This window comes from Pseudomonas sp. GW456-12-10-14-LB2 (assembly GCF_002884345.1).
Taxonomy (GTDB): Bacteria; Pseudomonadota; Gammaproteobacteria; order Pseudomonadales; family Pseudomonadaceae; genus Aquipseudomonas; species Aquipseudomonas paraglycinae.
The window spans coordinates 147,076-166,335 of record NZ_POHV01000001.1; the positions used below are offsets into that span (position 1 = coordinate 147,076).

21 protein-coding genes are annotated in these 19,260 nt (G+C 61.8%); 6 read left to right on the plus strand and 15 right to left on the minus strand.

What is annotated here, in order from left to right; translation table 11 throughout:
- The first annotated feature begins 32 nt into the window (after positions 1-32).
- The 4 genes from lptE to C1X29_RS00745 all read left to right on the plus strand — a co-directional run bounded on the left by lptE (position 33) and on the right by C1X29_RS00745 (position 3,405).
- On the plus strand, positions 33-638 hold the full coding sequence (gene lptE, locus C1X29_RS00730) for an LPS assembly lipoprotein LptE (RefSeq protein WP_085747653.1): 606 nt from the start codon (positions 33-35) through the stop codon (positions 636-638).
- A gap of 39 nt (positions 639-677) precedes the next feature.
- The gene (gene holA, locus C1X29_RS00735) at positions 678-1,715 is read left to right on the plus strand and encodes a DNA polymerase III subunit delta (RefSeq protein ID WP_007958673.1); all 1,038 of its coding nucleotides are present in this window, start codon (positions 678-680) and stop codon (positions 1,713-1,715) included.
- A gap of 141 nt (positions 1,716-1,856) precedes the next feature.
- Positions 1,857-2,021 carry an alternative ribosome rescue factor ArfA gene (gene arfA / locus C1X29_RS00740; RefSeq protein WP_007958672.1) on the plus strand — a complete coding sequence of 55 codons (165 nt, stop codon included), beginning with the start codon at positions 1,857-1,859 and terminating at the stop codon, positions 2,019-2,021.
- Positions 2,022-2,082: 61 nt separating this feature from the next.
- Positions 2,083-3,405 (plus strand): lytic murein transglycosylase, encoded by a 1,323-nt coding sequence (locus tag C1X29_RS00745; protein WP_102716652.1) that lies wholly within the window; start codon positions 2,083-2,085, stop codon positions 3,403-3,405.
- Positions 3,406-3,456: 51 nt separating this feature from the next.
- Here C1X29_RS00745 and C1X29_RS00750 read toward each other — a convergent pair whose 3' ends face one another.
- From C1X29_RS00750 to C1X29_RS00810, 13 genes are all read right to left on the minus strand, one after another.
- Complete coding sequence (locus C1X29_RS00750) at positions 3,457-4,404, minus strand: LD-carboxypeptidase (protein WP_102716653.1); 948 nt, start codon at positions 4,402-4,404, stop codon at positions 3,457-3,459.
- Positions 4,405-4,577: 173 nt separating this feature from the next.
- On the minus strand, positions 4,578-5,576 hold the full coding sequence (gene lipA, locus C1X29_RS00755) for a lipoyl synthase (RefSeq protein WP_162130488.1): 999 nt from the start codon (positions 5,574-5,576) through the stop codon (positions 4,578-4,580).
- Between the two features lie 25 nt (positions 5,577-5,601).
- Positions 5,602-6,249, minus strand: coding sequence for a lipoyl(octanoyl) transferase LipB (lipB, locus tag C1X29_RS00760; protein ID WP_039771855.1), 648 nt, complete (start codon positions 6,247-6,249; stop codon positions 5,602-5,604).
- The gene (locus C1X29_RS00765; protein WP_102686365.1) at positions 6,249-6,524 is read right to left on the minus strand and encodes a DUF493 domain-containing protein; all 276 of its coding nucleotides are present in this window, start codon (positions 6,522-6,524) and stop codon (positions 6,249-6,251) included. Before C1X29_RS00765 ends, lipB begins: the two co-directional genes overlap by 1 nt.
- An 84-nt stretch (positions 6,525-6,608) precedes the next feature.
- Positions 6,609-7,766 carry a D-alanyl-D-alanine carboxypeptidase family protein gene (locus C1X29_RS00770; protein ID WP_011336095.1) on the minus strand — a complete coding sequence of 386 codons (1,158 nt, stop codon included), beginning with the start codon at positions 7,764-7,766 and terminating at the stop codon, positions 6,609-6,611.
- A gap of 183 nt (positions 7,767-7,949) precedes the next feature.
- Positions 7,950-8,957 (minus strand): septal ring lytic transglycosylase RlpA family protein, encoded by a 1,008-nt coding sequence (locus C1X29_RS00775; protein ID WP_011336096.1) that lies wholly within the window; start codon positions 8,955-8,957, stop codon positions 7,950-7,952.
- Positions 8,957-9,967 carry a lytic murein transglycosylase B gene (mltB, locus tag C1X29_RS00780; RefSeq protein WP_007958658.1) on the minus strand — a complete coding sequence of 337 codons (1,011 nt, stop codon included), beginning with the start codon at positions 9,965-9,967 and terminating at the stop codon, positions 8,957-8,959. The genes C1X29_RS00775 and mltB overlap by 1 nt, the downstream gene beginning before the upstream one ends.
- A gap of 17 nt (positions 9,968-9,984) precedes the next feature.
- Positions 9,985-11,088, minus strand: a complete 1,104-nt coding sequence (gene rodA / locus C1X29_RS00785; RefSeq protein WP_052026248.1) for a rod shape-determining protein RodA — start codon at positions 11,086-11,088, stop codon at positions 9,985-9,987.
- 31 nt (positions 11,089-11,119) lie between these two features.
- Positions 11,120-13,015 (minus strand): penicillin-binding protein 2, encoded by a 1,896-nt coding sequence (gene mrdA / locus C1X29_RS00790; RefSeq protein ID WP_102716654.1) that lies wholly within the window; start codon positions 13,013-13,015, stop codon positions 11,120-11,122.
- Between the two features lie 9 nt (positions 13,016-13,024).
- Complete coding sequence (rlmH, locus tag C1X29_RS00795) at positions 13,025-13,492, minus strand: 23S rRNA (pseudouridine(1915)-N(3))-methyltransferase RlmH (RefSeq protein ID WP_009051038.1); 468 nt, start codon at positions 13,490-13,492, stop codon at positions 13,025-13,027.
- 9 nt (positions 13,493-13,501) lie between these two features.
- The gene (gene rsfS, locus C1X29_RS00800) at positions 13,502-13,996 is read right to left on the minus strand and encodes a ribosome silencing factor (protein WP_007958654.1); all 495 of its coding nucleotides are present in this window, start codon (positions 13,994-13,996) and stop codon (positions 13,502-13,504) included.
- 72 nt (positions 13,997-14,068) lie between these two features.
- Complete coding sequence (gene nadD / locus C1X29_RS00805) at positions 14,069-14,791, minus strand: nicotinate-nucleotide adenylyltransferase (protein ID WP_039771865.1); 723 nt, start codon at positions 14,789-14,791, stop codon at positions 14,069-14,071.
- Positions 14,760-16,031: a glutamate-5-semialdehyde dehydrogenase gene (locus C1X29_RS00810; protein WP_007958650.1), complete on the minus strand. Its 1,272-nt coding sequence runs from the start codon at positions 16,029-16,031 to the stop codon at positions 14,760-14,762. Before C1X29_RS00810 ends, nadD begins: the two co-directional genes overlap by 32 nt.
- A 177-nt stretch (positions 16,032-16,208) precedes the next feature.
- Between C1X29_RS00810 and C1X29_RS00815 the strand changes: the two genes are divergently transcribed.
- Positions 16,209-16,904 carry a DNA-3-methyladenine glycosylase gene (locus C1X29_RS00815; protein WP_007958648.1) on the plus strand — a complete coding sequence of 232 codons (696 nt, stop codon included), beginning with the start codon at positions 16,209-16,211 and terminating at the stop codon, positions 16,902-16,904.
- A 54-nt stretch (positions 16,905-16,958) separates the two neighbouring features.
- Positions 16,959-18,275 (plus strand): bifunctional DedA family/phosphatase PAP2 family protein, encoded by a 1,317-nt coding sequence (locus tag C1X29_RS00820; RefSeq protein ID WP_102686367.1) that lies wholly within the window; start codon positions 16,959-16,961, stop codon positions 18,273-18,275.
- Here the strand turns inward: C1X29_RS00820 and C1X29_RS00825 are convergent.
- Together C1X29_RS00825 and C1X29_RS00830 are read right to left on the minus strand one after the other, a co-directional pair.
- The gene (locus C1X29_RS00825; protein WP_102716655.1) at positions 18,272-18,850 is read right to left on the minus strand and encodes a hypothetical protein; all 579 of its coding nucleotides are present in this window, start codon (positions 18,848-18,850) and stop codon (positions 18,272-18,274) included. The two genes, C1X29_RS00820 and C1X29_RS00825, sit on opposite strands and share 4 nt — an antisense overlap.
- Before the next feature lie 48 nt (positions 18,851-18,898).
- Positions 18,899-19,108: a hypothetical protein gene (locus tag C1X29_RS00830; protein ID WP_256584268.1), complete on the minus strand. Its 210-nt coding sequence runs from the start codon at positions 19,106-19,108 to the stop codon at positions 18,899-18,901.
- Positions 19,109-19,260 lie beyond the last annotated feature (152 nt).

The window sequence follows — 19,260 nt, forward strand, 5'->3', positions numbered from 1 at the left end:
TCGGCCCACATGGTTTCAAGGGGAGCAACACAATGATCAAACGCAATCTGCTGGTGATGGGCCTCGCCGTCCTGTTGAGCGCCTGCGGTTTCCAGCTGCGTGGCACCGGCACCAATGAGCTATCGATCAAGGAGCTCGACCTGAGCGCCCGCAACGCCTACGGCGAAACCGTGACGCAACTGCGTCAGGTGCTGGAGTCCAGCGGCGTCAAGGTCGTTACCGGTGCACCGTACAAGCTGTATCTGGCCGATGAGCAGGAATCCCAGCGGATTCTCAGCTACGCCGGCGCCGGTCGTACCGGCGAGTACCAGGTCAGCACCGTCCTTACCTACGATATCCGTGGCGAAAAAGATCTGCTGCTGAAAAGCGACAAGCTTGAAGTGCAGAAAGTGTTCATCCACGACGGCAACAACCTGGTGGGTTCCGACCAGGAAGCCAACGATGCCCGCCGTGAAACCCGCCGCGAGCTGGTACAGCGCATGATGCTGCGTCTGCAACAACTGACGCCGGCACAGCTTGACGCTCTGCAGCAAACCGCCAATGCACGGGCCAAGGCAGAAGCCGACGCCCTCGAAGCGGCACAGAAGGCTGAAGCGGAAACCCCGCGCCAGTCGCCGCTCGAACTGCCGCAGCAGTAAGACGTTCGGGGCGCTCAGGCGCCCCGTTCGCCCTCTCTTATGAAGCTCGCTCCCGCCCAACTCGGCAAACACCTGCAAGGCGCTCTCGCGCCGGTCTACATCATCAGCGGCGATGACCCGCTGCTGTGCCAGGAAGCTGCCGACGCCATTCGCTCTGCCGCCCGTCAGCAAGGATTCGACGAACGCCAGGTCTTTGCCGCCGACGCCAATTTCGATTGGGGCACGTTGCTGCAGGCTGGCGCCAGCATGTCGCTGTTCGCCGAAAAACGCCTGCTGGAACTGCGCCTGCCTTCGGGCAAGCCCGGTGACAAGGGCGCGGCCGCCCTCATCGAATACTGCTCGCGCCCGGCAGAAGACACGGTGCTGTTGATCAGCCTGCCGAAGCTGGACGGTAGCGCGCAGAAAACCAAGTGGGGCAAGGCGCTGGTCGAAGGTCAGCAGACCCAGTTCGTGCAGATCTGGCCGGTGGACGCCAACCAGTTGCCGAGCTGGATTCGTCAGCGCCTGTCCCAGGCCGGCCTGTCAGCCAGCCAGGACGCGGTCGAGCTGATTGCCGCGCGGGTCGAAGGCAACCTGCTGGCCGCTGCGCAAGAGATCGAAAAGCTCAAGCTGATGGCCGAGGGCGGGCAGATTACCGTCGAAACCGTGCAGGCGGCCGTGGCCGATAGTGCGCGCTTCGACGTGTTCGGCCTGACCGACGCGGTGCTCAACGGCGAACCAGCCCACGCCCTGCGCATGCTCGAAGGGCTGCGCGGTGAAGGGGTCGAGCCGCCGGTGATTCTCTGGGCCCTGGCCCGTGAGTTGCGCCTGCTGGCCAACATCTCGTTGCAATACAGTCAGGGCACACCGCTGGACAAGTGCTTCAGTCAGGCCAAGCCGCCGGTCTGGGACAAGCGCAAACCGCTGATGAGCAAGGCCCTGCAACGCTACTCGGCGCAACGCTGGGCGCAGTTGCTGCTCGAAGCCCAGCGCATCGATGCGCAGATCAAGGGCCAGGCGGCGGGCTCGCCGTGGATGAGCCTGAGCCGGTTGGCGCTGCTGATGGCCGGTCAGCGGCTGACATTGCCTGCCGAATGAGATCCGGGATCGCGCTCTGCGATCCCGTTTTTTACCAAGTCCGTTTCCTACAGAACATCCCGTCCTCGGTCCTATAGACAGATGCTCGAGATCGGCAGATTATCTGCCGCGCAAAACCCCCACTCGATCGAGAGAATCCTCATGAGCAAAAAGCCATCGAAACATGGCCACAACAAGGCCAAATCCATCGTCGCCCAACCCCTGTTCCGCAGCCGCCAGGAACGACCAACCAAGGGTAAAGGCAGCTACCGCCGCGAAGCCTTCCAGTCTGACAGCTGGGAGGCTTCTTACTTTCTGGCCGCTTAAAGCGCAGCACCCCTTCCTCATGTTAAGGTCTGCACCTGATTCGTATTCCCTGGACCCGTGCATGCCCCTCAGTCTTTCCCGTCGTTGGCCCTTGCGCCAACTGATCGCTGCCTCCAGCTTCGTACTGCTTGTCGCCTGCGCGGAAAAACCCACCGCCGCCGACGCTCAACCGCTTCAGACCGTTCCCGTTGCCACAGCCCCAGCGGTCATCCCGCCGGTAGTGCCGTCCGGTGACAACCTCGACCTGCAACCGACCCAGACCTTCGCCGAATGGCAGGCCGGTTTCCGCAAGGAAGCTCTGGCCGCCGGCATCCGTGCCGACCTGTTCGACCGCGCCTTCGCCAATGTCAGTTTCGATGCCAGCGTCATTCGCGCCGACCGCAGCCAGCCGGAATTCGCCCGGCCGGTCTGGGAATACCTGGATGGCGCACTGTCGCCGTTGCGCGTGCGCAAAGGCCAGGCACTGATCAGCCAGTACGCCGACATTCTGCAAAGCATAGAGCAGCGTTATGGCGTCGATCGCCAGGCGCTGGTGTCGGTGTGGGGGATGGAAAGCAATTTCGGCCAGTTCCAGGGCAGCAAGTCGGTGATCAACTCGCTGGCGACCCTGGCTTATGAAGGTCGCCGTCCGGGCTTTGCACATGCGCAGCTGATTGCGGCGCTGCAGATCCTGCAACAGGGCGACATCACCCCGGAGAAAATGCTCGGCTCCTGGGCCGGCGCCATGGGCCAGACCCAGTTCATCCCGACCACCTACAACACCCACGCCGTGGATTTCGACGGTGACGGTCGCCGCGACATCTGGGGCAGCCCGGCTGACGCATTGGCCTCCACCGCGCATTACCTGCAAAGCTCCGGCTGGCAGCGTGGCCAGCCGTGGGGCTTCGAAGTGCAACTGCCGAGCGGTTTCAACTACACCCTGGCTGACGGCGCAATTCGCAAGAGCGTCGCCGAATGGCGGCAACTGGGTGTGATCCTGCCGAACGGCGGCCAGGTGCCGGCCGGCTCCGAGCAACTGTCCGCCGCCCTGCTGCTGCCGGCCGGCTACCGCGGCCCGGCGTTCCTGATCCTCGATAACTTCCGGGCGATCCTCAAATACAACAACTCGTCATCCTACGCACTGGCCGTCAGCCTGTTGTCCGAGCGCTTCAACGGTGCCGGCCTGATCAATGGCAGCTGGCCAAAAGACGATCTGCCGTTGAGCCGCACCGAACGGATCGAACTGCAAAACCTGCTGACCGCGCGCAACTACGACGCAGGCACCGCCGACGGCATCATCGGTGCCAATACGCGCAAGGCGATTCGCGCTGCGCAGCAGTCATTCGGCTGGCCGGCGGACGGTTATCCGACGCACAAGCTGCTGGAAAGCCTGCGCAACCAGTAAAAACAAAAAGACCGCCGCCTCTTCAGGCGGCGGTCTTCTTTTGTGACTCGCTCAGCGAATCACCACATCCTGCTCCAGCATCAATTCCTTCTTACCCGCATCCAGTCGAACCAGCGCCCCCAGCGGTAGCGTCAGGTTCGGATCGCAGTGTCCGCTGCGCCAGCCGGACAGCACCGGAATCCGCAGTGGTTCAAAGGTCTGTTTGAGCAAGCGGTTCAAGGCCTCGACATCCACGCCCGCCACATCCCCGACCAGCACGCCACGCAATCTGGCCAACTTGCCCGCCAGACGCATCTGGGTCAGCAAGCGGTCGATCCGGTACAGCGGCTCGTTGATGTCCTCGATCAGCAGAATCACCCCTTCGACATCGATTTCGTAAGGCGTGCCCAGGGTCGCGGCGATCATCGCCAGATTGCCACCCTGCAAACGCCCGTGAGCAATGCCGGGCTCCACGGTGGTCAATGGATAAGCCGCCGGATGACTCAGCACACTGCCGGCCTTCAACTGACCGCGCAGCATGGCGAAGAACGACGTCACCGTCGGCGGTTCCTTGTCACCCAGCAGATCGGCATTCAATAACGGCCCGTGAAAGGTCACGAACCCGGCGTAGCGACTGATGGCCAGATGCAGAGCTGTGATGTCGCTGTAACCGACGAAGGGCTTGGCATGGCGGCTCAGCAAGTCGTAGTCGATCCGGTCCAGCAACCTTGGCGTGCCGTAACCACCGCGCAGGCAAATGATTGCATCCACCTCCTCGTCAGCGAACGCCGCGTGCAGATCGTTGAGCCGCACCTCGTCGCTGCCGGCCAGATAGCCATCCTTCTCGTAGACGCCAGGGAACACCCGCAAACCGTAACCCCGGGCGCGCATCCACTGAACGGCCTTTTCGGTATCCAGCGTGCCGGGGCCGGCGGGCGCAATGACGCCTATCAGCCCTTCCGACGGCAGCGCGGGCACGGGCTTGTGCGGAAAAAGGGTGTGGGTCGGTCGAACGGTCATCCATGGATCTCCCTGTGTGAAGTCATGCTCACACAGTAGTCAGGAACGGCGACAAACAGAAGAGGCTCGGCCGCGCCGCAAATTGCAGGAAAAGTCAGTAACGAGTGTAAGCCAGGCAAAAAAATGCCCGCCGGGCGATAAACCCCGGCGGGCATTTTTTATTCAGCGCTGAATCAGGAACCGAGCAGCTCGGCCTTGACCAGTTTCGCCTGTTCGTCGGCGTGGTACGAAGAACGCACCAACGGGCCGGACGCGACGTTCTTGAAGCCCATCTTGTAACCTTCCTCGGCGAACCAGGCGAAGGTGTCCGGGTGCACGAAACGCTGCACCGGCAAGTGGCTGCGGGACGGTTGCAGGTACTGGCCCAGGGTCAGCATGTCGATGTCGTGTTCGCGCATGCGCTTCATGACTTCGATGACTTCGTCGTCGGTCTCGCCCAGACCCAGCATCAGGCCGGATTTGGTCGGAATGTGCGGCATCATCTGCTTGAAGCGTTGCAGCAGGGTCAGCGACCACTGGTAGTCCGAACCCGGACGCGCAGCCTTGTACAGGCGCGGTACGGTTTCCAGGTTGTGGTTGAACACATCCGGCGGCTCGGCCGCGGTGATTTCCAGGGCGATGTCCATGCGGCCACGGTAGTCCGGGACCAGGGTCTCGAGCTGCACGTTCGGCGACAGTTTGCGGATTTCGCGGATGCAGTCGGCGAAGTGCTGGGCACCGCCGTCACGCAGGTCGTCGCGGTCAACCGAGGTGATCACCACATACTTGAGTTTCAGGTCGGCGATGGCGATGGCCAGGCTTTCCGGCTCGTTGACGTCCAGTGGCTTCGGACGACCGTGGCCAACGTCACAGAACGGGCAACGACGGGTGCAGATGTCACCCATGATCATGAAGGTCGCGGTGCCGCCGGAGAAGCACTCGCCCAGGTTCGGGCAGGACGCCTCTTCGCAGACGCTGTGCAGCTTGTGCTTGCGCAGCAGGCTCTTGATGCGGTCGACTTCCGGCGAAACCGGGATGCGCACGCGGATCCAGTCGGGTTTCTTCGGCAGTTCGGTGGTCGGAATGATCTTCACCGGGATGCGTGCAACCTTCTCGGCGCCGCGCAGCTTGACGCCGGCTTCAACCTTGGGACGCGGGGCCGGGCGCTCGGTCACGTCGAGCGTCGGGATCATGGTTTGCACTGCATCAGTAGTCATATCAGTCGATTCCGCCCGTCAGGGTCGTCTGCTCAGCATAGTCGAGGTGTTTGACGAGCTGCGCGCGCAGCCGGGCACTTACCTCGGCAAATTCAATCGATCCTGCGTGCTCGCTCAGCTGGGTCATCGCCAGCCCGGCATAGCCGCAGGGATTAATCCGTCGAAACGGCTCCAGGTTCATGTCCACGTTCAGGGCCAGGCCATGAAAGGAACAACCATGGCGAATCCGCAAACCCAGAGAAGCGATCTTCGCCCCGTCGACGTAGACGCCGGGAGCATCCGGCTTGGCCACGGCGGTCACGCCGTAGCTGGCCAGCAGTTCGATCAGGCAGCGCTCCATGCGGCTGACCAGATCGCGCACGCCGAAACCGAGTCGGCGCACATCCAGCAGCAGATAGGCTACCAACTGGCCTGGGCCATGGTAGGTCACCTGACCGCCGCGGTCGACCTGCACCACCGGAATATCCCCCGGCAGCAACAGGTGCTCGGCCTTGCCGGCCTGGCCCTGGGTGAACACCGGCGGGTGTTCCACCAGCCAGATTTCGTCCGGGGCCGTGGTGCCACGCTCGTTGGTAAAACGTTGCATGGCCTGCCAGACCGGCTCGTAAGCCATCTGGCCAAGCTCGCGAAAGCCCAGCGTGCCCGGCATCACAGCACCATGTGCACGAAACCGGTGGCCCGCAGTTCGCTGTTGATGTTGTACAGCTGATCCTGGTCGGTCGCGACGATGTGCAACTGGATGGTGGTGTACTTGCCGTTGCTGCTTTGACGCTCGTCGACACGCTCATCGTTGATCTTGGCGTGTTTCTTGACGATGTCGATGATCCTGTCTTTGTTGCCGACGCCCGTATCGCTGATCACCTTAACCGGATAATCAACCTGGGGAAATTCGATCTTTGGCGCCTTTACTTCGGTATCGGTCATGGCGTAACGGCCTCGTAAGCGTAAGCCCGGTAACGAACAAGGCCCCGCTCCGGACCGGAACGGGGCCATGCAGGTCAACTCGAATCAGTTGAACAAGCCGTAGAAGAATAGACGGATGCTATCCCACATGCGGCGGAAGATACCACCCTCCTCGACAGCGTCCAGGGCGATCAGGTCGGCGCTGTGCACCACCTTGTCGTCCAGTTTCACTTCGACTTTACCGATCACGTCGCCCTTGGCGATTGGCGCGGTCAGTTGCGGGTTCATGGTCATGCTGGCAGCGAGCTTCTTCAGCTGGCCTTTCGGCAGGGTCATGGTCAGGTCTTGTGCCAGGCCGGCCTTGACTTGACTGGTGGTACCTTTCCACACCGGGGCCTGAGCCAGTTCAGTGCCCTTCTGGTAGAAGGTCTGGGTTTCAAAGAAGCGGAAACCGTAGGTCAGCAGCTTCTGGGTCTCGGCGGCACGGGCCACTTCGCTGTTGGTGCCGAACACCACGGCGATCAGGCGCATGCCGTCACGTACGGCCGAGGACACCATGCAGTAGCCGGCTTCGTCGGTGTGACCGGTTTTCAGACCGTCGACGGTCTTGTCGCGCCACAGCAGCAGGTTGCGGTTAGGCTGTTTGATGCCGTTCCAGAAGAACTCTTTCTGCGAGTAGATCGCGTAGTGAGCCGGGTCTTCGTGGATGATCGCGCGCGCCAGGATCGCCATGTCGTGAGCCGACGAGTAGTGCTCGGGGTTCGGCAGACCGGTCGGGTTCATGAAGTGGGTATTGGTCATGCCCAGATCGGCGACGGTCTTGTTCATCAGGTCGGCGAACGCATCTTCGCTGCCGGCGATATGTTCAGCCACCGCGACGCTGGCGTCGTTGCCGGACTGGATGATGATGCCGTGCAGCAGGTCGCTGACAGTGACCTGCGAGCCGACCTTGATGAACATCCGCGAACCGCCGGTGCGCCAGGCGTTTTCGCTGACGGTCACCGGGTCGTTTTCACCGATCTGGCCGCGACGGATTTCCAGCGTGGCGATGTACGCGGTCATCAGTTTGGTCAGGCTGGCCGGCGGCAGACGCTGGTCACCGTTGTTCTCCACCAGCACGTTGCCGCTGTTGGCATCCATGAGCACGTAGGATTTGGCGGCCAGTTGTGGTGGCGACGGCATCATCTCGGCCGCGAACGCGGCAGGCGAGAGGAGCAGCGGGACTAGCAGACACAGGCGTTTGGCAAAGGTGGTGATGTTCATCCGTCTCTCGAAATCGCTAATGGAAACTGCCCTTGCGGGCAAAATTAATCAGATGGCTTTCTAACGGGCCATCGCGTGTTCAGTTGCTCACTCCAGTCACCCTTGCCGGGCTTTTGTTCTTCGACGAGCCAACAACCTGGTTCACCCCCCAATCGCTGGTGAACCGTCAATCAAGTCCTACGTTTACTCGGTGACCACACTTGGCGAACCCAGGTTGGCCAGGCGCACGCTGTTCTGTACCTGGGCAATTTCACCCGGCGAACCGATCGGTCCCAGGCGAACCCGGTGCAGGGTCTGCTGATTGCGCACGATCGAGCTGATGAACACCGGAGCGCTCACCATCCCGCTGAGCTTCGACCTCAGGAGTTCTGCAGCGTCCGGGTTGGCGAACGCGCCCACCTGCAGATACTGGCCAGACGCTGGTGCAGAAGCGTTTTTTTTTGCATCGAGCTGGACTGGCACGACGGCCGCGGCGTGCTGCTGCGGCGGTGGAGTCCATTGCTCGACGGTGCCGGCCGACGCCGTGATCACCGGGGCGCTATTCTGCGCGACTTGCGGCTCGTTGAGCATCAAAGGCGCCGGGCGGCCCTTGGCGGCCCACCATTGTTGCGGGTCGATGCCTTCGACCTTGACCCGCGCTGTACCGATTTCGGCATAACCGAGCTTCTTGGCGGCGGCGTAGGACAGGTCGATGATCCGGTCCGAGTAGAACGGCCCGCGGTCATTGACCCGCAGGATCACGCTCTTGTTGTTGTCCAGGTTGGTCACCCGAACGTAACTCGGCAGCGGTAATGTCTTGTGGGCGGCACTCATGCCGTACAGGTCGTAGACCTCGCCGTTGGCGGTGTTCTGACCGTGGAACTTGGTGCCGTACCAGGACGCGGTGCCGGAAGCCACGTACGTCTTGGATTCCTGCAACGGGAAGTAGGTCTTGCCCAGCACGGTGTACGGGTTGGCCTTGTAGGGGCCGGTGTGCAGGGTCGGCGTGGCATCCGGGATGCGCGATACGTCGACATCCCACCACGGCGCGCCGTCCTTGTGGGCCCGGTTGATGTCCAGGCCCGGCTGCGAGCGAACGGCGGTGGTCGGCTTCTGGCTCGGCGAACGGCTGGTCGAACAACTGGCGACCAGCACCGCCAACGCAGCGAAAGCCACCAGCTTCAGGGGTTTATTGATAGGCAATGCCCGCATTACTTGACGCCCCGTGCTTGTACCAGCTGTTCAGACAGTTGATGTACGGCCATGGCGTACATCACGCTGCGGTTATAACGCGTGATCGCGTAGAAATTCTTCAGGCCCATCCAGTATTCCGGGCCATTGTCGCCTTCCAGGCGGAATGCGGTGACCGGCATGTCATCGCGCAGCGCATCATGACTCGACCAGCCCAGCGCTCGCAACTCCCCGACGGTTTTCGTCGGCTCGATGCCGGTGGTCAGGCCTTCATCCACCTGCTCGCCGCGTACATCCGCGCGACTGACCACCGGCTCGCCGGCGACCCAGCCGTGACGCTTGAAATAGCTGGCGACGCTACCGATCGCATCATCCGGGTTGTTCCAGATATTGATGTGGCCGTCGCCGTCGAAATCCACCGCATAGGCGCGGAAACTGCTCGGCATGAACTGCGGCAGACCCATCGCCCCGGCGTAGGAACCCTTGAGGGTCAGCGGGTCGACCTGCTCTTCACGCGCCAGCAGCAGGAACTCACGCAGCTCCTTGCGGAAAAATTCGGCACGGGGAGGATAGTCGAAACCCAGCGTGGACAAGGCATCGATCACCCGGTAATTGCCGGTATTACGTCCGAAAAAGGTCTCAACGCCGATGATCGACACGATCACCTGGGCCGGAACGCCGTATTCCTGCTCGGCGCGGGCCAAGGTCGCCTCATGCTGGCGCCAGAAGTCCACACCGCGGGCGATGCGCGCGTCGGTGATGAACATCGGCCGGTATTCTTTCCACTGCTTGACCCGTTCGGCCGGTTTGGAAATGGCGTCGAGAATCGCCTGTTTGCGCTGGGCCTCGCGGAACACAGCCATCAGCTGTTCGCCGGCAAAACCGTAGTCGCGGGTCATTTCACCGACGAACTCGGCCACCTGGGGCGAGCCTTCGTAATCGCCGGCCAACGCTTCCTGCGCGCTGCCAAGGATGCCTACCAGGCCGAGCCACGGTGCGTATCGTGTCGCCCAGTCACGCATTACTTGCATTGAACTCTTCACCTTATTCAAACCTGTGCGATCCACTTGCGATGGGTATGGATCGACATCAAAACCCCAAACGCTGACAGCAGCGTCACCAGCGAAGTTCCGCCGTAGCTAATGAACGGCAACGGCACCCCCACCACCGGCAACAGGCCACTGACCATACCGATGTTGACGAAAACGTAAACAAAAAACGTCATGGTCAGAGCGCCGGCCAGCAATTTGCCGAACAGCGTCTGCGCTTGGGCGGTAATCACCAGGCCGCGACCGATCAGCAACAGATAGATCAGCAACAGCGCACAGATGCCCACCAGGCCGAACTCTTCGCCGAGCACGGCGATGATGAAGTCGGTGTGACTTTCCGGCAGGAAGTCCAGGTGCGACTGGGTGCCCAGCAGCCAGCCCTTGCCGAATACGCCGCCGGAACCGATGGCGGCTTTCGACTGGATGATGTTCCAGCCAGTGCCGAGTGGATCACTTTCCGGGTCGAGGAACGTCAGGATTCGCTGCTTCTGGTAGTCGTGCATGATGAAGAACCACATCGCCACCGACACCGGAATCGCCGCCGCCAGCACGCTGAGAATCCAGCGCCAGCGCAGCCCGCCCATGAACAGTACGAAGGCGCCGCCGGCCAGAATCAGCAGCGAAGTGCCGAGATCCGGCTGACGCACGATCAGGGCGAACGGCACGCCGATCAACAGCAGACTGATGCCGACATGCTTGAGCTGCGGCGGCAGCGTGCGTTTGGACAGGTACCAGGCGATGGTCGCCGGCATCAGGATCTTCATGAATTCCGAGGGCTGGAAGCGGATCACCCCGGGAATGTTGATCCAGCGGGTGGCACCCATGGCGTTGTGGCCCATGATGTCCACCACCAGCAGCAGCACCACCCCGATCACGTAGCCGAGCGGCACCCAGCGCGCCATGAACCTTGGCTCGAACTGGGCGATGACAATCATCGACACCAGACCGATGCCGAACGACGTGGCCTGTTTGGCCAGCAGATCCCAGCTCTTGCCGCTGGCCGAATACAGCACGAACAGGCTGCCGGCCGCGAGAATCAGCAGCAGCACCAGCAACGGACCGTCGATATGCAAACGTTGTAACAGCGTCGCCCGGCGACGCATCACATCCTCGCTGGAGAGCATGCGATCGAAATTATTCATCACGGGCCGTAGCCTCCGCACTGATAGGGCTGGCGTATTCGGCCTTCAACCGTCCGTCCTGATCCAGCAGCCAGGCATCCATGACCTGCCGCACCACCGGTGCAGCGACGCCGGAACCGGACTCACCGTTCTCGACCATCACCGACACCACGATTTTCGGGTCATCCGCCGGCGCGAAACCGACGAACAAGGCGTGGTCGCGGTGGCGTTCCTGAACCTTGGAGCGGTCGTACTTTTCACCCTGCTTGATCGCCACGACCTGCGCCGTACCTGACTTGCCGGCGATCCGGTATTGCGCGCCGATCGCCGCTTTACGCGCCGTACCCCGTGCACCGTGCATCACCTGTTGCATGCCATGGTTGACCTTGGCCCAGTCCGACGGATCGCGCAGGATGATGTCCGGCATCGGATTCTCATCCACCGGTTTCACGCCTTCGAGGGATTTGGCCAGGTGCGGGCGATTCCACACGCCCTTGTTGGCCACCAGCGCCGTGGCCTGGGCCAGTTGCAGCGGGGTCGATTGCATGTAGCCCTGGCCGATCCCGAGAATCAGGGTTTCGCCCGGGAACCACGCCTGACGCCGGGTCGCGCGTTTCCACTCGCGGGACGGCATCAGGCCGGGGGATTCTTCGAACATGTCCAGCGAGACCTTCTGGCCGATGCCGAACTTGTTCATATAGGCCGACAACCGATCGATGCCCAGCTTGTGCGCCAGATCATAGAAGTAGGTGTCGTTGGACCGCATGATCGCCGTGTCGAGGTCGACGAAGCCGTCCCCGGTGCGGTTCCAGTTGCGGTACTTGTGATCGTAGTTGGGCAGCATGTAGTAACCGGGGTCGAATACCCGGCTCGACGCCGTCACCACGCCCGCGTCGAGACCGGCAATCGCCACCGCCGGTTTGATCGTCGAACCCGGCGGGTAAAGACCGCGCAGCACGCGGTTGAACAGCGGCCGGTCGATCGAATCGCGCAGCTCGGCGTAAGCCTTGAAGCTGATGCCGGTGACGAACAGGTTCGGGTCGAAGCTCGGCTGGCTGACCATCGCCAGCACTTCGCCGGTTTTCGGATCGAGCGCCACCACCGCGCCACGCCGACCGCCCAGCGCAGCCTCGGCAGCTTCCTGCAACTTGATGTCGAGGCTCAGGACAATGTCCTTGCCAGGCACCGGATCGGTCCGCTTGAGCACGCGCAGAACGCGGCCACGGGCGTTGGTCTCGACCTCTTCGTAACCCACCTGGCCGTGCAGCTCGGCTTCATAGAAGCGTTCGATGCCAGTCTTGCCGATGTGGTGGGTGCCGCTGTAGTTGACTGGATCGAGGGTCTTCAGCTCTTTTTCGTTGATCCGCCCCATGTAACCCACCGAGTGCGCAAAGTGCGCGCCCTGCGGGTAATGACGCACCAGTTGCGCGACCACCTCGACGCCCGGCAGACGGAACTGGTTCACCGCGATCCGGGCGATCTGCTCTTCGCTCAGCTCGAACAGGATCGGCACCGGTTCGAACGGCCGGCGGCCCTGACGCATGCGTTTCTCGAAGATCACCCGGTCTTCCGGCGTCAGCTGCAAGACCTCGACGATCACGTCGAGCACCTGCTGCCAGTCGCCGGAGCGCTCGCGGGTCATGCTCAGGCTGAAGCTCGGACGGTTGTCCGCCACCACCACGCCGTTGCGGTCGAAAATCAGGCCACGGGTCGGCGGGATCGGCTGGACATGCACCCGGTTGTTTTCCGACAAGGTCGAGTGATATTCGTACTGAATCACCTGAAGGTAATACAGCCGCGCAATCAGCACGCAGATCAGCGCCACCACCGCAATTGCGCCGAACACGACGCGACCACGCACCAGACGGGCGTCTTTTTCGTGGTCCTTGATGCGGATCGGCTGAGACATGAGGGCGGATTACTTGTGGTAAGGGTGGCCGGACAGCACGGTCCAGGCACGATACAACTGCTCGCCGATGAGGATGCGCACCAGCGGGTGCGGCAGCGTCAGCGGCGACAACGACCAGCGCTGATCCGCGCGGGCACAGACTTCCGGCGCCAGCCCTTCCGGGCCACCGACCATGAAGTTGACCGTGCGCGAGTCCAGGCGCCAGCGATCGAGTTCGACCGCCAGTTGCTCGGTGCTCCACGGCTTGCCATGAACTTCGAGAGTGACGATCCGCTCGTTCTGCCCGACCTTGGCCAGCATGGCTTCGCCTTCCTGACGGATGAAGCGGGCCACGTCGGCGTTCTTGCCACGGGTATTGAGCGGAATTTCCACCAGTTCCAGCGCCAGCTCGGACGGAAGACGCTTGGCATATTCATGCCAGCCTTCTTCCACCCACTTGGGCATGCGTGAACCGACGGCGATCAGTCGCAGTCGCACAGCAATCCCTTACAGCTGGTCTTTGTTGAGCTTGGTGAAATGCTCGTGGGTGTTTTCCGGGCTGTGGTGCTTGGCGTCCGCCGCACGGCTTTGCTCGGCACCGGCCCACAGGCGCTCCAGGTCGTAGAACTGACGTGCCGAGGCGGTCATCATGTGCACGATCACCAGGTCCAGGTCCAGCAGCACCCAGTCGCTGTCGCCCTTGCCTTCTTCGCCCAGCGGCTTGGCGCCGTTCTTTTTGACCTCTTCGCGAACCTTGTCCAGCATCGCGTTGATCTGGCGGTTGGAAGTACCGGTGGCGATGATCATGTAGTCGGTGATGCTCTGCTTGTCGCGCACATCAATGATCTGGATATCCTGGGCCTTCACGTCTTCCAGGGCTGCAACGGCCACCTTGACCAGCTCGTCGCCCTTCAGCGGTTCGTTGGTGTTGACCGGTTCTGGCAGCGGGGCGCTCTTGAATGTGCCTTTGCGCTTTACTTTGGTTTGGTCTTTGTCAGTCATATAAAACTCGTTTTGCTCATATTTTCGGCGGCTTGGCGACACGTGGATTCGTATCAGTGAAGCACGCCTTGTTCAGTTCGACGCACGGTACAGACCGTGCGCATCGATGTAGGCCAGGACCGCGTCGGGCACCAGGAAACGTACCGACTTACCGCTGGCCAGCAGTTGACGGATCTGGGTGGCGGAAACCGCGAGCGGTGTCTGCCAGACGAATGCAATCTGTCCGCTCGGCCCCTTCAGGGCCAGCGGGTCGCTCACCGAACGCGCTGCCAGCAGGTTGCGCAAGGCATCCGGCGGTTCGCTGTCGGCGTCCGGGCGCTGTAGCACCAGGATGTGGCAATGCTGGAGCAACTCTTCCCAGCGGTGCCAAGTGGGCAGTCCGCAAAATGCGTCCCAGCCCAGAAGCAGAAAAACCTGGGTCTCGGCAGCCATTTCGGCACGCAGCGACTCCAGGGTATCGATGGTCCAGGACGGTTTGTCCCGCTGCAATTCGCGGGCGTCCACCACCAGCGGCGGCACACCGGCCACCGCACATTCAACCATTGCCAGCCGGTCCTGCGCCGACACCTGCGGCGTATCGCGGTGCGGCGGCCGGGCGCTGGGCATCATGCGCAGCTCATCGAGCCCCAGCGCTTCGGCCACTTCCAGCGCACCACGCAAATGGCCGACATGCACCGGATCGAACGTCCCGCCCAGTACGCCAATGCGCCGGGGACGGGACCTCTTGCCGGGTTTCGGCGCTTTCAGGTCGAGGTCGGACAAGTCAGACCGTCGCCTGGCCGCGCAACTGGCCATCACCGACCACGATGTATTTCTCGCAGGTCAGTCCTTCGAGGCCCACCGGGCCACGGGCGTGCAGCTTATCAGTAGAAATGCCGATCTCGGCACCCAATCCGTATTCGAATCCATCGGCGAAGCAGGTCGGGGTGTTGATCATCACCGACGCCGAGTCGACCTGAGCCACGAACTGGCGGGTGTCGGCGAGGTTTTCGCTGACGATCGAGTCGGTGTGGTGGGAGCCGAAATGGTTGATGTGTTCGATGGCCTGATCCAGGCCATCCACCACGCGGATCGACAGAATCGGCGCCAGGTACTCGGTGCTCCAGTCTTCCTCGGTTGCCGCTACGGCCTCGATGATCGCCCGGGTGCGTTCGCAACCACGCAGTTCGACGCCTTTTTCGCGGAACTGCTTCGCCATCGACGGCAGGAAATCCTTCGCAACACTTTGATCGACCAGCAAGGTCTCCATCGCACCGCAGATGCCATAGCGATAGGTCTTGGCATTGAAGGCGATGCGCTGGGCTTTCGGCAGGTCGGCGTGTTCGCTGACATAGACGTGGCAGATGCCGTCCAGGTGCTTGATCACCGGCACCCGGGCGTCACGACTGATGCGCTCGATCAGGCCCCGACCACCGCGCGGCACAATCACGTCGACGTACTCCGGCATGGTGATCAGCGCGCCAACGGCGGCACGGTCGGTGGTTTCCACCACTTGCACCACGGCAGCCGGCAGTTCGGCTTCGGCCAGACCGCGCTGGATGCAGGCGGCAATCGCGCGGTTGGAATGAATCGCTTCGGAACCGCCGCGCAGGATGGTCGCGTTGCCGGACTTCAGGCACAGGCTCGCGGCATCAATGGTCACGTTGGGACGGGATTCGTAGATGATCCCGATAACGCCCAGCGGTACGCGCATCTTGCCGACCTGAATGCCCGACGGACGGAAGCTCATGTCACGGATCGCACCGACCGGATCCGGCAGCGCTGCGACCTGACGCAGACCGACGATCATGCCATCGATACGCGCCGGGGTCAGTTCCAGACGTTCCAGCAGCGCAGGCTCCAGCCCGTTGGCGCGACCGGCGGCCAGATCCTGTTCATTGGCTGCCGCAAGCTCGGCGCGGGCGGCGTCCAGGGCATTGGCGGCAGCCAGCAGGGCGCGGTTTTTCTGCGCGGTGCTGGCACGGCCGATGACGCGGGAAGCTTCGCGGGCGGCGCGACCCAATCGGGTCATGTAGTCAAGAACGGACTCAGTCATGGTCTGCTGGGGTCTTGGCAAAGAGGAAAGCGGCAGATTATAGCTGTCGCGTCCCGGGACTAACAGCGGTGACGGGCGGATGGTCGAAATGGACGGCGATTTGCCGACGTTCAGCCGGGATTAAGCCGTGAATTGTTATCATCACGACCTCCTTCGCCTGGATAAACATTGTTTGCCATGTCCAACCTGACCGTTCGCGCCACCTCCGCGCGCCAGCCTGTCGGCCTTGCGGACGCTTTTTTCGACCGTGACGCCCAGACACTGGCCCGCGATCTGCTCGGCAAAGTCATCCGCCACCGCGTCGGCGATTTGTGGCTCAGCGCCCGAATCATCGAAACCGAAGCGTATTACTGCGAAGAAAAAGGCAGCCACGCGTCCCTCGGCTACACAGAAAAGCGTAAGGCTTTGTTTCTGGACGGCGGCCACATCTATATGTACTACGCCCGTGGCGGCGATTCGCTGAACTTCAGCGCGCAGGGTCCGGGCAATGCAGTGCTGATCAAATCGGCCTATCCGTGGGTCGACGAGATCAGTGGCCCGGCCAGCCTGGCGCAGATGCTGTTGAACAACCCCGACGCCCAGGGGCGACCGCGTCCGTCGCAGAAACTCTGTGCCGGGCAGACGCTGTTGTGCAAGGCGCTGGGACTGAAAGTGCCGGTGTGGGATGCCAAGCGCTTCGACCATGAAATCCTGCTGGTGGAAGATACCGGACCGGCTCCGACCCACGTCATTCAGACCACCCGACTGGGCATTCCCCATGGCCGTGACGAACACTTGATGTATCGCTTCGTCGATGCCGCCTATGCCCAGTGGTGCACGCGGAACCCGCTGCGTCGAGGTCAGGTCGAAGGTCGCGATTATTTTTTGCTGTGAATGCACACCCTTCGGCTCGCCGATCAGGGACATCAATGAAATGGAGTGGTTTGTATGGGCCCATGGCTCGATAGCGTGACCGGGTGGCTGGCCGCCAATCCGCAGTGGCTGGCCGCTGCTGTGTTTGTCGTGGCCTGCGTGGAATGCCTGGCGATTGCCGGGTTGATCGTGCCCGGCACGGTGCTGCTGTTTGCCGTGGCGGTGCTGGCCGGCAGCGGAGCGCTGTCGTTGAGCGAAACCCTGTTGCTGGGTTTCCTCGGCGGGATTCTCGGCGATGTGATTTCTTATTTCCTCGGTCGCCACTTCCACCAGAATATCCGGCGCCTGCCGGGTCTGCGCCATCACCCGGAATGGATGGCCGGCGCGGAAACCTACTTCCAACGGTACGGCATCGCCAGCCTGCTGGTCGGACGTTTCATCGGCCCGCTGCGGCCGATGCTGCCGATGGTCGCCGGGATGTGCGACATGCCCTTCCCGCGCTTCGCGGCCGTGAGTCTGCTGGCAGCGGCCGGCTGGAGCCTCGCCTACCTGCTGCCGGGCTGGGCCACCGGGGCGGCGATTCGCCTGCCGTTGCCGGAAGGTTTCTGGCTGCAGGCCGGAATCGTCGCCGGCAGCATTGCGGTGATGGTCGGCCTGAGCGCCAACAGCAGCCTGCGCCGCCATCGGCGGGCGACGATCTGGATCAGCAGCATGAGCCTGTTGATCCTGATCGGCCTGTTCATCGGTTACCCGTATCTGACTGCCCTCGATCAGGGCGTCATGACCCTGGTGCAGGAACATCGCCGCCCGGCGCTGGATGAGGTGGCGGTGGTCTTCACCCTGATCGGTGAATTCCGCAACATGCTGCTGTTCAGCGCCCTGCTGACTGCGCTGCTGTTGCTGTGCCGCCAGTGGCGCCACGCAATCTTCGTGGGCGGCACCCTGCTCGTCACGGCCTTGGCCAACACCGGCACCAAGATGTTTTTCGCCCGGGTGCGCCCGGAAGTACTGACAGACCCGCTCACCAGTTACAGCATGCCCAGCGGCCATGCGTCCGGATCGTTCGCGCTGTTCCTGACTCTGGCTGTGCTGGCCGGACGCGGGCAGCCGCCGAGGTTGCGACTGACCTGGTTGCTGGTCGGCTGTATTCCGGCACTGGCGATTGCCCTGTCGCGAGTGTATCTGGGCGCACACTGGCCGACGGATGTGCTGGCCGGCGCCATGCTCGCCGCGTGCGTGTGCGCCGCCGGGCTCTGGCTCAGCCAACGGCAATCGCCGCTCGGCGCCATGCCGCAGAGAGTCTGGTGGCTGGTGTTGCCGGCGCTGGTCGCCCTGTTCGGTTTCTTCGTGCTGCGACACTTGCCGCATACCATGCTGCGCTATTCGTACTAGGCGACGGCAGACAGCAGCGAAGGATTGCTCCTCAAGACGAACGATACCGACGAAGGGTTGTAGGCATTGTGCCCGGTGTCGTTCGGATTCTTGTCCAGGAAGTAGGTGAGCCCTTCCTTTGTCTCATGCTGAAACAGGCGCATCTTCTTCTCTACGCTGAACAGCGCCACAGAAACCGGATTGGACGGCAAGTCACCAAACGACTTGAGCTTTCCGGCATACGTTTCCAGCTCAAAGTAACTACCACCACTTTTCGCGGCCAGAAGATGCCTTGTACTTTGATCAAGTCGCAGCTGCCAATTAAAGTAACGACCGGCCGTTTTGACATTAAGGGCATATCGCCCCTGATAATCCGGAACAAACTCCAATAACAGCGGCTCGGCATCGTCATGATCCGCGAGTGTCACGATTGGCGAACTGATTTCGTCATTCAGGGAAATCTCCGCATTCAACCTCTGCCCCGTGGTGATCCGCGGCTGCTTCAAACGTTGTTCCATGACTTGATAATTGAGCACCAGCGGAAGTCCATCCGCGAACAGTTGCCCCGTGAAGGTAATATTATTGCCATCAGACATGTGAAGGTTCTCTTCTTGTTAAAAACGGACTGAACAACAGACAGGATTTCATTTACCAGCAGCCTGGGCCGGATCGTTCTTCACACGTCTGCGTTTGCGGCGCTCAAGCACCATGGAATCCGCGTAGTAGCCGGCGGCCTTGAGGACAATATCGGTATTCAGATCAACGCCTGCATGTTTAAAAATATACTTCCCGGCAATATCATCCCAGAACGCCCATTCATCTTCATAAATTGTCACATCGCTCTCCTTGTTCATGAAACCCGCTTCCTGCGAGTCGGGTTCAACGCTAAATCAAAAACACCCGACAGACCACTTCAAAGGCAATACAAAAAACAACAATACAATCAGCAAAACAATAACAACCAAACACAACCATCCTTCATGCCAAAGTCACCCGACACTTCATC

Excerpts from the sequence above, each read along its gene's own strand:
- C1X29_RS00820 (WP_102686367.1), top strand. The coding sequence starts at position 16,959 with ATGGGCCCATGGCTCGATAGCGTGACCGGGTGGCTGGCCGCCAATCCG.
- C1X29_RS00750 (WP_102716653.1), bottom strand. The coding sequence starts at position 4,404 with ATGACCGTTCGACCGACCCACACCCTTTTTCCGCACAAGCCCGTGCCC.
- mrdA (WP_102716654.1), bottom strand. The coding sequence starts at position 13,015 with ATGTCTCAGCCGATCCGCATCAAGGACCACGAAAAAGACGCCCGTCTG.
- lipA (WP_162130488.1), bottom strand. The coding sequence starts at position 5,576 with ATGATCCCGACGCTCGACGTGACCGAGCGCCCGGCCCCGCGTCCCAAG.
- rodA (WP_052026248.1), bottom strand. The coding sequence starts at position 11,088 with ATGCGTCGCCGGGCGACGCTGTTACAACGTTTGCATATCGACGGTCCG.
- C1X29_RS00825 (WP_102716655.1), bottom strand. The coding sequence starts at position 18,850 with ATGTCTGATGGCAATAATATTACCTTCACGGGGCAACTGTTCGCGGAT.
- C1X29_RS00810 (WP_007958650.1), bottom strand. The coding sequence starts at position 16,031 with ATGACTGAGTCCGTTCTTGACTACATGACCCGATTGGGTCGCGCCGCC.
- lptE (WP_085747653.1), top strand. The coding sequence starts at position 33 with ATGATCAAACGCAATCTGCTGGTGATGGGCCTCGCCGTCCTGTTGAGC.
- nadD (WP_039771865.1), bottom strand. The coding sequence starts at position 14,791 with ATGGCCAGTTGCGCGGCCAGGCGACGGTCTGACTTGTCCGACCTCGAC.
- C1X29_RS00770 (WP_011336095.1), bottom strand. The coding sequence starts at position 7,766 with ATGAACATCACCACCTTTGCCAAACGCCTGTGTCTGCTAGTCCCGCTG.
- rsfS (WP_007958654.1), bottom strand. The coding sequence starts at position 13,996 with ATGACTGACAAAGACCAAACCAAAGTAAAGCGCAAAGGCACATTCAAG.
- C1X29_RS00830 (WP_256584268.1), bottom strand. The coding sequence starts at position 19,108 with ATGAACAAGGAGAGCGATGTGACAATTTATGAAGATGAATGGGCGTTC.
- arfA (WP_007958672.1), top strand. The coding sequence starts at position 1,857 with ATGAGCAAAAAGCCATCGAAACATGGCCACAACAAGGCCAAATCCATC.
- lipB (WP_039771855.1), bottom strand. The coding sequence starts at position 6,249 with ATGCCGGGCACGCTGGGCTTTCGCGAGCTTGGCCAGATGGCTTACGAG.
- C1X29_RS00765 (WP_102686365.1), bottom strand. The coding sequence starts at position 6,524 with ATGACCGATACCGAAGTAAAGGCGCCAAAGATCGAATTTCCCCAGGTT.
- mltB (WP_007958658.1), bottom strand. The coding sequence starts at position 9,967 with ATGCAAGTAATGCGTGACTGGGCGACACGATACGCACCGTGGCTCGGC.
- C1X29_RS00775 (WP_011336096.1), bottom strand. The coding sequence starts at position 8,957 with ATGCGGGCATTGCCTATCAATAAACCCCTGAAGCTGGTGGCTTTCGCT.
- C1X29_RS00745 (WP_102716652.1), top strand. The coding sequence starts at position 2,083 with ATGCCCCTCAGTCTTTCCCGTCGTTGGCCCTTGCGCCAACTGATCGCT.
- holA (WP_007958673.1), top strand. The coding sequence starts at position 678 with ATGAAGCTCGCTCCCGCCCAACTCGGCAAACACCTGCAAGGCGCTCTC.
- C1X29_RS00815 (WP_007958648.1), top strand. The coding sequence starts at position 16,209 with ATGTCCAACCTGACCGTTCGCGCCACCTCCGCGCGCCAGCCTGTCGGC.